The sequence below is a fragment of the Exiguobacterium undae DSM 14481 genome, from assembly GCF_000620805.1.
Lineage (GTDB): Bacteria > Bacillota > Bacilli > Exiguobacteriales > Exiguobacteriaceae > Exiguobacterium_A > Exiguobacterium_A undae.
This window is the reverse complement of the sequence record NZ_JHZV01000009.1, coordinates 1-13,184: the sequence shown is the minus strand read 5'-3', so window position 1 is coordinate 13,184 and position 13,184 is coordinate 1. Positions and strand designations below refer to the sequence as shown.

The window sequence follows — 13,184 nt, the reverse complement described above, 5'->3', positions numbered from 1 at the left end:
GCTTTACCTTTGTTGGTATAGGCAATCTTGAACACTCCCTGGTTAACATCCTCTGCATTGAAGATATGTACAAACATAGATTCAACCTCACCTTTTTGCTTCCCTTTATGTTCGGCTGCAACTTGCTTAACAAGTGCTTTAACCTGTGTATCATCCTTCACGTCTGCTTTAGCCGTGATATAGAAAGTACCTGCCTTATCGTATCGTTGTTGTGTCACTGTGTACTCTTGCTTCGATACTTCAGACTTTCCTTTCTTAGTGTCCTCTTCTGCATCTTTCCCAAACACAATAATAGCCACCAACAAGGCTATTACAATCCATAAAGCAATTGCAATCACACGCACAATTGGTTTCACTGGCTTCTTCTCTTTTTTTACTGATGCCATAATCCAACCCCTCTTCCTATTTTTAACAACATTAAGACATTTTAGAGAAGTGAGTTTTAACATGCAAACAATATCCTCTATATCTCTCCATTAACCACCAATCTAGTTTCCTTTCGACACCTACTCAAAATATTTTCCTCACAAACCTATTTTATTAATGCCCTCCCTACCTTATCAGTGAAGAAGTTGTTAGCCAGCATCAATTTTTAGAAGAAAAGGGTGTTAATCCGGTTAATACCTTGTCGGTGAGAAGGTCGAGAATAATTTTTTCAAACACCTTCATGGTTAACGTCACTTCTACCTTAGGGGTGAAGGGGGGACAAAAGAAGTGCGTACAGTACGAAAAAAGCGACGTCTGAATATTTTATTTAAAACGTTACTACTATGAAAAAGGATATTACAAAGGAACTTCAAAAACGCCATTCATCCAAAAATCCGTCGTGATTTTTGTAAGTGGTAGTAAAAAAGGAGGTTAATTCGAGATTAAAGGTAGTGTCTGAAACTACTTTCTGAAACGTTATTAATTTGTAGGAGGAGATGGACAAGAAAAGACATCCAAATGCTGATAATTTTTATAGAACTCGAAGATGGGGGGCAACTCCGTCTTCTTGACCACTTTCATTGAAAAATTGAGTGCTGATATTACGAATTTTTGGGACAGTTTTCGGATGAACTACTCACCTTGCAGTTTCGAAGGACGATATGACGTTCTTTTCCTCACATGAGTTAGTCCGCCGAAGAGTTCGAAGTACAAAGTTTGAAGTATCTCCTTTCAAGGTTCCCTGTTTCCAGTTGTCACTCATTCGGAACAGTCACACTTTGCTAGAACACTCTAAATGATTAATGAAGAGGGCAGTCGCATAGCATATACAAACTAAAGAAAGAGGTGGTTCTCTAATGGGAAAAAGTCGGAAGAAAAAACGCTGCAACTTTAAAAAAAATACGAGAAGGAAGGTGATTCATGTGAAGAAGGATTCTAAGGAAACTTTGTCTAATCGGATTAACTCTGTGTTAATGCTTATAGGGTTACTCGAAGTACCACAAAAAGTATATGGACTAGTTAAGTTCATCGTTGACTTGTTCTAAACAATAAAGGGCTTATACTAGCCCTTTTTGTTATACATATTCTTGTTTCTCCAACATTCTAAAGTATTCCTATTAACACGCACTGATAACACATCCTATGTTCTAATCATTTGAACAACTATATGTGCTGATAGTTCTCGATGCAACACAGGACGAATCTAAGCGACATTTTTAGTCTGATAGCGTAACTTTTAAGCATACTCTATTGAAGATGCCTAACCTTTCACATTAATGCACTGGGTCAACAACTTCCGGTCATTTGATTTTAGGTTCGATAGGAGAAAGTAAATAAAAAAGACTAGGGCTTAGTTGCCTTAGTCTTCATATGATTATTTGTTATTATTCTCTTTAGCTTCCAAAGCATCTAATGCTTTTTCAAGCACATCCGACGTGAACGTCGATTTGAATCCTTTACCGTATTTCTTTGCAGCCCGGTCCAATCTTTTGGCAAGTGCCGGTTCAAGGAAAAGAGAAACACGAGTTTTAGCGTCCTTTTCCTTTTCTTTTTCTTTCTTAGTTTTGTACTTGTCCATGTCCAGTGCGATAGACGCTGCTGGGACTGTTGCTGTATCTTTCTCTTCTTTATTCACTTCATTAAATTGATTTGGTATGTTCTTCATTTAAAATCTCCTCCATTAATTTGTAGTACACATCTACAATGTCCCGGTCACGGGCATTTAACTTATCTAATAAAACTGTCGGCTTACTTTCTACTGCTACGGTTTCTGCAAACTTGATTGTTTGCTTAATTACTGTGTCGAACATTCTGATTCCTTTGTGCTGACAGTAAGAACGGGTTTGTTGCAATAATTCTGTGTGTAATGCTGTCGTTCTTACAAGAGTAGCAAGCACCCCTACAATCTCAATCGGGTCTTTTCTACGTTCGTTAAACAAAGCAACCATATCAACGGCTTTCTTAAGTCCTTTGATTGCGTATGGTTCTAACTGCAATGGAATAATTACCTTGTCCGTTACATTCAGTACATTACCTACGTTCAAAGAGTAGGCTGGTGGTGTATCAACCAGGATGTAATCGTAAGAATCACGAATACCCTTCAAAGCATCTTTTAATAGATTGAACGGGCTTATTCCTTCGTCTTGATAAGTAGTCCATACCTGATAATCTAAGTCATTCAGTTGATTGTTTGCAGGCACTATATCCAGGTTCGGCAAGATAGATTGCTTCACTTCTGCTATCGTTTTTTCTCCCATATACACGTCAAAAATACTATGGGGTAATGCTTCAGAATCAATACCGAAGGTATCAGATAGATTGCCCTGGGGGTCTGTTTCTAGCAATAGGACACGTTTGTCCGGGTATCGTTTTGCAATCGCACTTCCTAAGTTGGCGACGATAGATGTCTTAAGAACACCACCTTTACTAATTGTAACGGTGATTATTTCTCCCACGAAAAGCCCTCCCTTACTCAATCAAATATGAACTCATTATACTTTCAACCACAAACAAAAACCACTGTAAATATTAAAAGATACTAAATACGTGTAGTATACAGTTTAATTGTGTAGTTCATACTTGCAGTATTAACTGTAAGTTTATTGTTGACACGTAGTTAATTTAGATATTAAGATAGGTGTATATTAACTAGACAAGATACTTACAAAAAGGGGATTTTACATATGGAATATGGATACGTACGAGTTTCTGCAATTGACCAAAACTATGAAATCCAAATAGAAAAATTAGTTGCTTATGGAGTAAAAGAAGAGAATATTTTTCACGATAAAGCTTCCGGAAAAGATAAAGAAAGAAAGGGGCTTACTCTGCTTATGGAAACACTTCAAGAAGGTGATTCTTTGATTGTTTACAAACTAGACCGTTTAGCACGTTCAATGCGTCATCTAACGAATATGGCACATGAACTCCATGAACGAGGCATACGCCTGGTATTCATCAATGAACAAATAGACTTTTCGACAAGCGTGGGACGACTAGTATTTAATATGATGGGTTCAATCGCCGAGTTTGAAAGGGACATCATTAGTGAACGTGTGGCAGAAGGAAGAGTACGGGCAAAAGAACGGGGTGTCCGTTTCGGAAGAAGAAGAGTAGAAGACGACGAGACTAAACGATTGGCTTTAGAGAATGCTATTGAGGACTACAAAGAAGGAAAGAAGCCTCTTAAGACGATTATTGCTAGTTCAGGTGTTTCACGTCCCACCTTCTACAAAAAGCTAAGACAGTATGAAGTGATTGTTTGAAGATTAATATTCAAGACTAAAGCACTCCTGGTTAGTAATCCTCTAACTAGGAGTTTTTCTGCTTCAAATCTACGTATCCAGGCAAAAAAAGAGACGCAAAGAGAATTACTCTTTACGTCATCGCCCGGCTATCCTTAGTGTTCATTCTAGAAGTTCATCTAGTTCAATCAGTATTTCTTCTTTAGTCCTAGGTTCTTCATAGTCCGGATGCTTCCAGTAGGATTGATTAGACAACTTCAATTCTTGCCCGACACGTTTGTAAATCTCAATATGAAGGTTGTTACCTTCAATCACTTCGTCCATATCCAACATATACAACAATTCATAATAAGCATCGCTTAGCATCATACATCCTCCTTTAGATAAAAAAATAAGAGACGCCTTTTCAGACGTCCCTAGTAATTACTTCTTATTCGTTTTTAAATTATTTACGTCAATCGCAACCTCTTGCGTTTTCTGTGCTTCGTCTGCCGTGTAACCGTTTATTAGTAAGTCTAAAGCAGTTAGCTTACGTTTCTGCTTCTGACCTTCAAAGTTAGTCACGTCGCCTTCTTCTTTAGCATCGTGCTTGGTTAACACACCTTCTTGCAACCGTTCTTTCTCCGTCTTATCGTATCCCATCGCAATCAATTGAACGGCACTAGGTCTACGTTCTACCATAATCATTTCCTGTTTCATTCTGTTCATCCCCTTTGTTATTTTCGATTTGAGTAGCACTCATTAACAAACACTTCGTATTCTTCCACCGACATATCGTTACGTGCTGCAAGCGTCGGAACAAGTGCGTTATGAAAGTTAGCCTGGTATTGGTCCGGTTGTCCTTTAATCCAGGTGAAGATGTTCTTTTTTCCCTTTGAAGAGTTCAAGCGTTTGGACATAAACACTACATTACCGTAGGTGTCACCGAAGCCCGTTCCCCAACTTAGAGGAATGACGTGTTCCGTCGTAAGACATTCTGTTTCGCCGGACAAGATACATTTATTGCCCTGTCGCTTCTTTATCTTCTCTCGCACAAGTTGTGTCATATCTGACGGTAATCCATTCATTTTAGCCCGACGTTTACCGTTTTGAATTGAAGTTGCTTGTCGAAAAGTTACGTTGTGACATGCTTTACAGTCCGAACGCTTATTGTAGGCTAGTCCTTTATTACTTCCGAAGTCACTAGCTAATTTCAATTCTTTGCATTTGGTACAAATACGACTAGTCATTTCTCCAGCATCATCTAGAAATATAACCGTTTCCCAACCTCGCTTTGTTATCAACTTTCCCACCCTAATCACCTCTGTTGTTTAATTTTCCCCACTAAAAAAGACGCCTGTTATCTCAATAACAATCGCCCTGCATCATAAGTTATTTTCTTTTTTGAATTGAATCGCACGATAAGGCATTTTACCGTGATAGGCTTCACGAAGTTCTTCCATTGTGAACATTCCCTGGTAGTCTGCATTCCAAAGTTGCGTTGTATTGAACGGAATACCTTTTTCCAATGCACCACGACGCTTCAAGCCCAGGCTGTCCAAAACTTCACCATGTACACCGTATTGCTGACGTGCTTTTAAGTTAGCCTGATTGTATTCAATCAATTTTTCAAAGTATTGCAGTTTGATTCTTTTCAAATCATCGTGCATTTTCTTTTCAAGTTGTTCATAGTCGGATACTACTTTATCTGATTCCTTAACTACGTCTCCCTTATACTTCTCTAGTTCTTTAGATAAAATTCCATCTAGGCTGCCTAACTGAAGTTCCAGGTGTCCTAACTCTGAAGTCACTTTATCGTAATCACTTTTTAGCTTTTTATCCGGTGGAACTTCTTCCATGATTTGACGTTGAAAGTCATCTTCAATCGCACTTCGTAACATATCTTGTTCACGCAGCAACAACGTTCGCTTTCCAATCAATTCATCTTTTTTCTTTTCAATCTTAGCTTTAACCCCGTTCACCTTTTTAATGACGTCCCCTTTAAGTAGTCCCATGATTATTCCTCTCCCTTTTCAGTTATTCAATCAACCGTAGCTTTTTATCTTCTTCAAACATCCGACGCAGTTCCGAAATATCAAGTGGTGAAGTGCTTCCGGAAGTACGACGTTTCTCTTCTTCTTCACGAAGTTCTCTAGACGATTTAAGACGTCCCGTTGCTTCTAGGTAAAGTTTTGCATGAGGGTGACTACCCTGCTTAGCTTTGAGAACAACCGTGTTCATAATTTCGTGATACGAATTCTCTAGTAACTTATCGTTCAGTTCCTTTTCGAACTCCTGCCATTGTGGTAGTTGGCGACGTCGGTAAAAGGTTTTACGGTCGATACCTAAGTCCTTACAAATAGAAGTTAGTGTTTCTCCCTTGAATTGTCGCTGGTGAATTTCTGTAAGTTGTTCAATTTCGCTTGTTGTTAATTTACCGTTACGCAATGTAACCACCTTCTTTCTGATTAATAAATGCTTGTAGAACCACGACTTCATCCGGTGTGTATTGAAGTTCGTTCAATAAATAACGGGCTAATTTGAGTTGTGAAAAGCTAGTCACTTTTCTTGTCTCATTCTCCATTGCAGATAACGTGGAGATAGCTAACCCCGTCTCTCTCACTACATCTTGCAACGTCTTGTCTTTAATAACTCGTAGCACTTTAATTGTCTTACCTCGCATGACCATTCTATTTTTAATCTCTAATACTCCATCGACATTATCCATTTCTTTGCCCCCTGTTATTGATTGAATGCAAAAAAGTATGTAACTAAGTAAGGGGTGACTTCATTAGCTTCATACCTTCTTGCTAAACTCTTTCTTTCCTAATCTATAAGCAAGCTAAATGCCCCTTTTACAAGTAATCGAATGAAGTTTTTTCTTATTTAGAACAATAAAAAAGCCCCTCTGACCCTGTTAAGGAACAAAGAGGCTAAAAAAGTATGGTGTATGTTTCCATTAATTACGTTTTAAGATGTTTGGCATTAACTTTTTTTTGAACTTATTCCTAAATTCGACTAAGCTTAGTATACAAAAAAACATTTGAACGGAGTAATAAACATGAATGAGTTCTCTAATATTTTGGATGTAGTTAAAAAAATTGATTTCATTGCTTTTTCTGCTTTAGCCTTAGCTGGTCGAACATTTTATGTACAACAGTTCGGAGTCGAAGTAATTGTTTATCCTTATCAGGAGAAACATGGGGATTACGGTATAGCTATTGAGAATATCGGGAAAGGTACTGCTATTGATTATACTTTTAAAGTATTAAGCTACGATGAAAATACAGAACCCGAAACAAAAAATTTTTTAGATACTTACAAGTTACTGAACGGTGAAGCACGAATAACTCTAGCTGGTGGTAAAATACATAAAATTAAAATAGGTCATCAGGGCGACATACCATATAAAAACATGAATCGAAGAGAAGAAGAGGAAGATTTCCCGACTATCGAAATACAAATATTAAAAAGAAATCATGATAGAAACTATAAAATAATAACAAGAAGCACAATTTGTGATTTAAAAGCTTTTGAAGGATATCCATATACCGAAGAACCACTGGAACTTATCAGACGAGATATGAACCACCAAGCACTTATGAGTATGGGGTCAGGGAGTTCTAGATAAATAAAATGATTGTTAAAACAATAGTTAACGAACGAAGTGAGTTAACACGCCGTAAGGCGTAATGTCTTTTAATCCTTTTAACAAAAGGATATAGATATTCATTAAGTTCTTAACGACTTACGTCGTGGCTAACGCCCAATAACTAACAACAAGTAACTTAACTCTCTATATCTCTATATATAGGTCAAGCTAAGCAGTAAAAATACAAGCAAGGGGCATGAACTTCTTTTTTGTAGAACTACTTAAAGTGCCTTCAGACATACTCCCCCAACGGGTTTCGGACTTATTACAATGTAGTAACAATTCATTCGAATTGCTTGTATAAAAAACAACTATTTCGAAGCAGGCATACTCCCTTGTGTCACTTAATTTGTGGCGATACCAAAATATAGTTTTCCTTCTGTTTAGCTTTCTTGCAACCTAACTTGTCACAGCACAGCACAATTTACCCCAACGTAAAGTATCTAAGCGTAGGGGGTAATCTTTTGAATGAATTGAAATTAAAAGCAGCAATTATGAACGACATTCGTGCAGGCGTTAAATGGGGAAATGTAGCTTCTAAGTATGGAGTTCCAATGTCTTACGTACAATCCGTTTATGCAAAGAGTAAGAACGGTACTTCGAGTGAGAAAAAGGTAGGGGGAAACGGAAAGCGTTGGAAGGGCTGGCGTATTCAAGATGGTACGGAATCGCCTGTAATAACGTATAACATCAACGAAATAAATAAGTAAGTTTATCATATAGTCCTAGAACGCTTTAAAACGGCTTCTGAGGGCTTTTTATATGCAGTTTAATACCTAAGTATATGTTTGAACAGAAGTGCTTTAAATGGCTTATTAAGAAGCATTTGACATCATTACAAACACTTGCACTATATATGTGTAGTTGAATATTAATATTCAATTTTGTAGTACACAGTAACACTACACAAAACACTTAATACGTTTTAGATGCCCTTTAGAGGCTTTCGAAAGGTTTTTGGTGCATTGGTATGCCCGAGGCCCTCGGAGACGCTTAGAATCGAATCTGAAGCGTCTGAAGGCTATTCAAGGGTTTACACTGTCTTATTTACTTTCGCTTTCAAAGTGACCGGTATAGCTTAGGGCTAGTTTTGTCTTTTCTAACTCTTTTTCAGCACTAGCAGCAACTTCTTGGAACTCGGGAACCATTGGCATCATTTCTAGATTCTTTTTAGACATTACATTTCTTTGTTCTACTTTCGCCAAAAGAACTTTAGTATCCGGAAAACTATAATTGTACATTTGTAACTCTAAATACATTTTTGCAGACTCTTCGTTTTCGACAACCATCATGTATGCTGCTTCATGCGTGTCGTTTGGTAATCCTAATTCGTTCATGTTCACTTGAAAACCTCTTTTCCAGTAATTGAGATACGTTTTGGATTGATTCCGTCCAATCGTAATAAAGCACCCATAGTGTTCATGTAGTTAGATGTGTCATCACGAAGACTGTCTTCATCAATTTGAGAAACAGTGATTCCTTGTTCTTTTGATGTTATTGACTTTTGAAGTGCTTCATCTGCTTTTTGTTTATAGCTTTTAAAAAGTTCGTCTGCTTTTTCTTTGTCTGAAGTAATCATATGCACTTCGAGAAATGCCTCGGCTTTTTCTTTCTCGCTTCCTTCTTCCGAAGTTTCTAAGAAGCCAGGCTTATTAACTTCAGCAAGTACTTGTGCCAAAGTTAGTTGCTGTTCTTCAAATCTAGATAAGACACGATTCGTATAAAACATCTAATCACCCATTTCTAGTTTTTATGAACGTCTTGCGAAATTCCCTGTAAATTCTAAAGCTAATTCAATTCTTTCTAAATCAGACTTATGGAATTCACGGGTTCTCGCTAATCCAACACTATTGATTCCATATGTCTCTAAATCTTTTTGGAACTCTGCATGCTTTACTTCTAATCTGCGATGTAACTCCAGTAATTCTTTTGTATCGTTGGCGTTATCCAAAATCATATAAATTTCAAGAAACGCTTCTGCTTTTTCTTCATCCGTAATCTCTAAATCATCTAAAAGGGAATTACCTTCTAACCTAACTGCCTTACCTACAATTTTATTGAAAGTAGCGTTATTCAGTGGCGTCATACTAACTTCTCCTTTTCAAATGTGGTTACTGTTTGAAGCTTAATCAGTTCACCATACTATCTCTGGAAGGTGTTCACGTGCTTCGTTTACTTTTTCATGCAATTCTTCAGTACCTTGAATTTCGAGAGTAGTCTGTTTTGCAAGTTCACTTGAACCATCTAAGGTTTTTAAATAATATTCCAAGTTACTTTCTCTGTTCATAATCCAAACTAATAAATCTTTAATATCTTCTTTATTCCACGCTGAAAGATACACTTGTATGCGTGCTTCTGCTTTTTCTTTATTATCAACATCTAATTCATTTGCCATTCTCACAGCATCAGATATGTCGAATGCCGTACTTTGAATCTTAAGGTATTCTCGATTGCTTAGGATATTAGGCGTAATCATTTTGCTTCCTCCTTTCTCTGCATATAGATTTATGTTCTGTTAGAAAACTTAACCTAATCATTTTTGAATTTTCTGAATCCCAAGTATGTAGACATGTAATTTTTCATACTTGATATTCCTTCAAATTTAGGTTGATGGGCTATATATACACTGATTATGAATTAATAACGTTAAACGTTCAGTCAGTGTTAATTGAGTATTCTTCATGTCTGATTGAATTATGGACGTACTTATTTTAATAAACCAGTCTTGACTTCGACTTTAATTAAACTAGTGTTCTTTTTTCTAGTTCCTCTTTTTCCTACTTCGCCCTGTTTGCCTTTTGTTTCCCTTAGCTTTCCTGTCTGCGTTCGTCAGTAGCTTCGTCGTTTCTTCAATCTTTCTGCGATTTTCTTTACGTAATCACTTGACCTTAAGGGTTTTCAAAATCTGAAAATGGGTTGCGGTGTTGGAAACGGCGGGGCAGACTTTTCCCCTATATACCGACAAATGAAGCTATTTATGTATGTCGGCATATAGAGAGAAAAGTCGCTTGGAAACTCCTGAAAATTGGGAGACTTGGCTGGTATCCGTGTACGCCCCTTCTTGACTTCCGGTTTTCACCGACACTATCTTTCTACATGTTAAAAACGTCCCTAACATGCTGGTATCTGATAGCGTACCCTAGTCCCGTAGGACTAACGTCTTCCACCCGTGCCGTTAATGGTCGCACCCACCTGACAACGCACGGACGATAAGAAGGGGAATCGTCGTAAGTGTGCGTTCGCTATTTTTCTGCATCGGCATAGCTGACCTGTTCAATGTTTAGCGTGTGTTAGGCATTCCACGTCGAAAAGAACAACAAAAAAATCCTCCGAGTATCTCGAAAGGATTCACCTCCATGCCATATAAGTTAGATTTTAAGAAAAAGTTCTTCGCTAAATAAAGCCTGTATAGACTTTTCTACCGCATGAAAACGCTTAAGCGTATAAATCCCTTGAAAAAGGATATAATTACACTTATACTTATCTCATACAGTAATTAGTGAAGGACTTTTCCCAACTAGCTTTGGTCGGCGTGGGGGGTGGAGTCCTTTTCTTCTGTATTTTTTTATGGGTGTTGCTGGATGTTTCTTGGATATGTCTACTATTCTACTAAAGCATGGCAGAACTTACAATCAATTATTTTCTCAAATGCCTTCAGATTGGCGTATAACGCTTTTGCGTAATAGAACAAACCTTTTATCACATTAAAATTTACAGGACGTCAGAACAAGCGTGAGACGCCTATTTTATAGTGCTATACATATGATTCAACAAGAATAACCATATTCCTTTTTAATCCCTTTAGATTTCTCTAAGGGGATTTTTTATGTTCCCTGCTGCACGTTAGGTCAAATTGCATTCACCGTGCTATGTCCTTTGGAATCTTTCTTTCAATCAATAACAAATACAAGTCTAACACTTTTTTAATACAATATACAACAACCATATGATACTACACGTATTAACTACACTTTTTAACTTACGATTTTGTATATGGACAATATTGTTTATTATCAGTCTTATTCTTTACTTTATATGTGTACTCCATATCAAAATTATTGATTAAAAGTAGTCAACATTAAAATAAAATACATTGCCACAAATGGACGCTATTTTTAGAACAGGAATATATTTTTGGAAAGTAGTGAATTTGTAGGAATGATTTATGCATATAGAAGAAACATGGTAAGTCTGACTGTAAGAGGAATGTGTACGGAGAACTAAACAGTGTAATTGCTGCAAAAGATACGAACAAATTGACATACTCACCTGTAATTGTAGATAGGGACACCATATGAGGTTTCTGATTTATATACACCAGTTTCACAGTGTCTAGCGTCTCCCTATCCCCTTCCCCCGTTCACCGGGGTATCTTCGTATGCTGGACTATCTAATAGTTAATAGTACGTCTTTAGTTCCGGACACGACTTATGGAACACGATGAACCACTGATACTACGTAACCCTTGCTGCTGTCTCACAAGTGAAGGATTTTGACACAATGATAAATGCGTACTTTTACTATCAGTTCCTTCTATATAAGAGAACTGAAAAGATAATACGAATAGAAAGGTAACACTCATTGTGATTGATAAGATAATTGGCTTGCTTACTGAACAGAAGTAATTAGTTAAGTAATGGGTAAAAAGCAACTAGTTAATTAAAGTATACTTTTTTTCCTAACGATTTTTTAAAAACACAATGGCTTAACACCAACGTTTATAGCGTGAGGGTTAACTGATTTAATTAACTAACCCGTATTTTGTAGAATTTCTTAGAGAACGGCTAAGTTAACTATGAGGATTTAGTGTCACAAAGCTATGTCTGATAATAGATGTACTTCGGAACTAAAAGAACTGGTGTACGTATGTTTATTAGGGATAATGACACAAAGGCAGGTGTATGAACTGGTACATGCATGGGGCTATTTTTGGATTATATTTGAATATCATAAAATAACTCACGTGAAAATGTATTTCTCCAGTCACATCACGTATTGTTGAAAATATAAATATACTAGGAGGTTTAATTTTGGAAAACTCATTAAACGTTTTCTTAACGTTGACGCTTTTAACAATTCTTTATACAACTACTTCATTTTTTATAACTACACGAAGAAGAGAAAAAGACATACCCTTGAAAAGAAGATATCTTTATAATTTCTTATATAAAGTATCTTTGTACATAGCAGAAATACTGCTGATGTTTTCTCTGTTTGCATGGTTAACTGACTATTTTAAAGTAGACTACGAGGAAGAAGGAAAGCTTAAGCAATTTATTGACTTCTTTACGGTTTATCAAATTTTTATATTCGCTGTATTAAATCTATATGATTCATTAAAAAAGGAAGTTCATATATCTTTAATTCATCAAATTGAATATATTCAACTTTATCTAGAGGCAAATAAGAATATTGATAAAGAAATAGAAAAAGTTAAGCATCAGTTTTCTAATGAAAAACGTTTACAGTACGATGATATTGATATTTCTGAAAATAAAGAGGTAACAAAACTTATAGCATCTTTAGAAAAATACAATGAAAATAGAGAAAGTAACAGTGAACTAGCTTCTGATGCGAAATTTGAAATTTCCTTACAAAAAAATGAACTAAATGAACGGAAAGAACGAATTGATAGCTTATGGAATATATCTCTATTTTTACGTTTTTTCACTGTTATATACTCAAAAAAAGAAGCCCCCGATAACCTGTGACGGTTAATAGGGGCTTTACTTATGCACTATTACTTACTGCTTCGTCCACTTACCCGTTTCATCTAGCCCAGTTTGTGCTTTACCTTTGTTGGTATAGGCAATCTTGAACACTCCCTGGTTAACATCCTCTGCATTGAAGATATGTACAAACATAGATTCAACCTCACCTTT

17 protein-coding genes are annotated in these 13,184 nt (G+C 36.6%); 4 read left to right on the top strand and 13 right to left on the bottom strand.

Translation table 11 applies throughout. From position 1 onward, the window contains the following. From P397_RS0100675 to P397_RS0100660, 3 genes are all read right to left on the bottom strand, one after another. A partial coding sequence (locus tag P397_RS0100675; RefSeq protein WP_152539582.1) for a hypothetical protein occupies positions 1-386 on the bottom strand: 386 nt, incomplete at its 3' end. 1,415 nt (positions 387-1,801) lie between these two features. Further along, positions 1,802-2,092, bottom strand: coding sequence for a hypothetical protein (locus P397_RS0100665; protein ID WP_028105313.1), 291 nt, complete (start codon positions 2,090-2,092; stop codon positions 1,802-1,804). Then, on the bottom strand, positions 2,067-2,882 hold the full coding sequence (locus P397_RS0100660) for a ParA family protein (protein WP_028105312.1): 816 nt from the start codon (positions 2,880-2,882) through the stop codon (positions 2,067-2,069). The genes P397_RS0100665 and P397_RS0100660 overlap by 26 nt, the downstream gene beginning before the upstream one ends. A gap of 228 nt (positions 2,883-3,110) precedes the next feature. Here P397_RS0100660 and P397_RS0100655 point away from each other — a divergent pair, with 228 nt between their 5' ends. Further along, on the top strand, positions 3,111-3,692 hold the full coding sequence (locus P397_RS0100655; RefSeq protein WP_028105311.1) for a recombinase family protein: 582 nt from the start codon (positions 3,111-3,113) through the stop codon (positions 3,690-3,692). A gap of 141 nt (positions 3,693-3,833) precedes the next feature. Here P397_RS0100655 and P397_RS0100650 read toward each other — a convergent pair whose 3' ends face one another. The 6 genes from P397_RS0100650 to P397_RS0100625 all read right to left on the bottom strand — a co-directional run bounded on the left by P397_RS0100650 (position 3,834) and on the right by P397_RS0100625 (position 6,378). Continuing rightward, positions 3,834-4,037 carry a hypothetical protein gene (locus P397_RS0100650; RefSeq protein ID WP_028105310.1) on the bottom strand — a complete coding sequence of 68 codons (204 nt, stop codon included), beginning with the start codon at positions 4,035-4,037 and terminating at the stop codon, positions 3,834-3,836. 57 nt (positions 4,038-4,094) lie between these two features. After that, positions 4,095-4,370: a hypothetical protein gene (locus P397_RS0100645; protein ID WP_028105309.1), complete on the bottom strand. Its 276-nt coding sequence runs from the start codon at positions 4,368-4,370 to the stop codon at positions 4,095-4,097. Positions 4,371-4,387: 17 nt separating this feature from the next. Further along, positions 4,388-4,963: an HNH endonuclease gene (locus P397_RS17000; RefSeq protein WP_035413974.1), complete on the bottom strand. Its 576-nt coding sequence runs from the start codon at positions 4,961-4,963 to the stop codon at positions 4,388-4,390. A 72-nt stretch (positions 4,964-5,035) separates the two neighbouring features. Continuing rightward, positions 5,036-5,665: a hypothetical protein gene (locus tag P397_RS0100635; protein ID WP_028105308.1), complete on the bottom strand. Its 630-nt coding sequence runs from the start codon at positions 5,663-5,665 to the stop codon at positions 5,036-5,038. Between the two features lie 22 nt (positions 5,666-5,687). Beyond that, the gene (locus tag P397_RS16995; RefSeq protein ID WP_051523850.1) at positions 5,688-6,098 is read right to left on the bottom strand and encodes a phBC6A51 family helix-turn-helix protein; all 411 of its coding nucleotides are present in this window, start codon (positions 6,096-6,098) and stop codon (positions 5,688-5,690) included. Next, on the bottom strand, positions 6,091-6,378 hold the full coding sequence (locus tag P397_RS0100625) for a helix-turn-helix domain-containing protein (RefSeq protein WP_028105307.1): 288 nt from the start codon (positions 6,376-6,378) through the stop codon (positions 6,091-6,093). The genes P397_RS16995 and P397_RS0100625 overlap by 8 nt, the downstream gene beginning before the upstream one ends. Positions 6,379-6,711: 333 nt before the next feature. Between P397_RS0100625 and P397_RS0100620 the strand changes: the two genes are divergently transcribed. Together P397_RS0100620 and P397_RS0100615 are read left to right on the top strand one after the other, a co-directional pair. Then, positions 6,712-7,281, top strand: a complete 570-nt coding sequence (locus P397_RS0100620; protein WP_028105306.1) for a hypothetical protein — start codon at positions 6,712-6,714, stop codon at positions 7,279-7,281. Between the two features lie 485 nt (positions 7,282-7,766). Continuing rightward, a complete protein-coding gene (locus tag P397_RS0100615; protein ID WP_028105305.1) occupies positions 7,767-8,012 on the top strand; it encodes a hypothetical protein in 246 nt (81 codons plus the stop codon). A 333-nt stretch (positions 8,013-8,345) separates the two neighbouring features. Here the strand turns inward: P397_RS0100615 and P397_RS0100610 are convergent, their stop codons facing one another. From P397_RS0100610 to P397_RS0100595, 4 genes are read right to left on the bottom strand one after another with little or no spacing between them, the layout of a single operon-like run. Beyond that, a complete protein-coding gene (locus tag P397_RS0100610; RefSeq protein ID WP_028105304.1) occupies positions 8,346-8,645 on the bottom strand; it encodes a hypothetical protein in 300 nt (99 codons plus the stop codon). After that, positions 8,642-9,031 carry a hypothetical protein gene (locus P397_RS0100605; protein ID WP_028105303.1) on the bottom strand — a complete coding sequence of 130 codons (390 nt, stop codon included), beginning with the start codon at positions 9,029-9,031 and terminating at the stop codon, positions 8,642-8,644. Before P397_RS0100605 ends, P397_RS0100610 begins: the two co-directional genes overlap by 4 nt. 21 nt (positions 9,032-9,052) lie before the next feature. Next, positions 9,053-9,388: a hypothetical protein gene (locus P397_RS0100600; RefSeq protein ID WP_028105302.1), complete on the bottom strand. Its 336-nt coding sequence runs from the start codon at positions 9,386-9,388 to the stop codon at positions 9,053-9,055. A gap of 48 nt (positions 9,389-9,436) precedes the next feature. Next, on the bottom strand, positions 9,437-9,778 hold the full coding sequence (locus P397_RS0100595) for a hypothetical protein (protein WP_028105301.1): 342 nt from the start codon (positions 9,776-9,778) through the stop codon (positions 9,437-9,439). 2,554 nt (positions 9,779-12,332) lie between these two features. On the opposite strand from P397_RS0100595, the gene P397_RS0100590 reads away from it, so the two are divergent. After that, positions 12,333-13,013: a hypothetical protein gene (locus P397_RS0100590; RefSeq protein WP_028105300.1), complete on the top strand. Its 681-nt coding sequence runs from the start codon at positions 12,333-12,335 to the stop codon at positions 13,011-13,013. The last annotated feature ends 171 nt before the right edge of the window (positions 13,014-13,184 follow it).

Excerpts from the sequence above, each read along its gene's own strand:
- P397_RS0100665 (WP_028105313.1), bottom strand. The coding sequence starts at position 2,092 with ATGAAGAACATACCAAATCAATTTAATGAAGTGAATAAAGAAGAGAAA.
- P397_RS0100655 (WP_028105311.1), top strand. The coding sequence starts at position 3,111 with ATGGAATATGGATACGTACGAGTTTCTGCAATTGACCAAAACTATGAA.
- P397_RS0100650 (WP_028105310.1), bottom strand. The coding sequence starts at position 4,037 with ATGCTAAGCGATGCTTATTATGAATTGTTGTATATGTTGGATATGGAC.
- P397_RS0100645 (WP_028105309.1), bottom strand. The coding sequence starts at position 4,370 with ATGAAACAGGAAATGATTATGGTAGAACGTAGACCTAGTGCCGTTCAA.
- P397_RS0100635 (WP_028105308.1), bottom strand. The coding sequence starts at position 5,665 with ATGGGACTACTTAAAGGGGACGTCATTAAAAAGGTGAACGGGGTTAAA.
- P397_RS0100625 (WP_028105307.1), bottom strand. The coding sequence starts at position 6,378 with ATGGATAATGTCGATGGAGTATTAGAGATTAAAAATAGAATGGTCATG.
- P397_RS0100620 (WP_028105306.1), top strand. The coding sequence starts at position 6,712 with ATGAATGAGTTCTCTAATATTTTGGATGTAGTTAAAAAAATTGATTTC.
- P397_RS0100605 (WP_028105303.1), bottom strand. The coding sequence starts at position 9,031 with ATGTTTTATACGAATCGTGTCTTATCTAGATTTGAAGAACAGCAACTA.
- P397_RS0100600 (WP_028105302.1), bottom strand. The coding sequence starts at position 9,388 with ATGACGCCACTGAATAACGCTACTTTCAATAAAATTGTAGGTAAGGCA.
- P397_RS0100595 (WP_028105301.1), bottom strand. The coding sequence starts at position 9,778 with ATGATTACGCCTAATATCCTAAGCAATCGAGAATACCTTAAGATTCAA.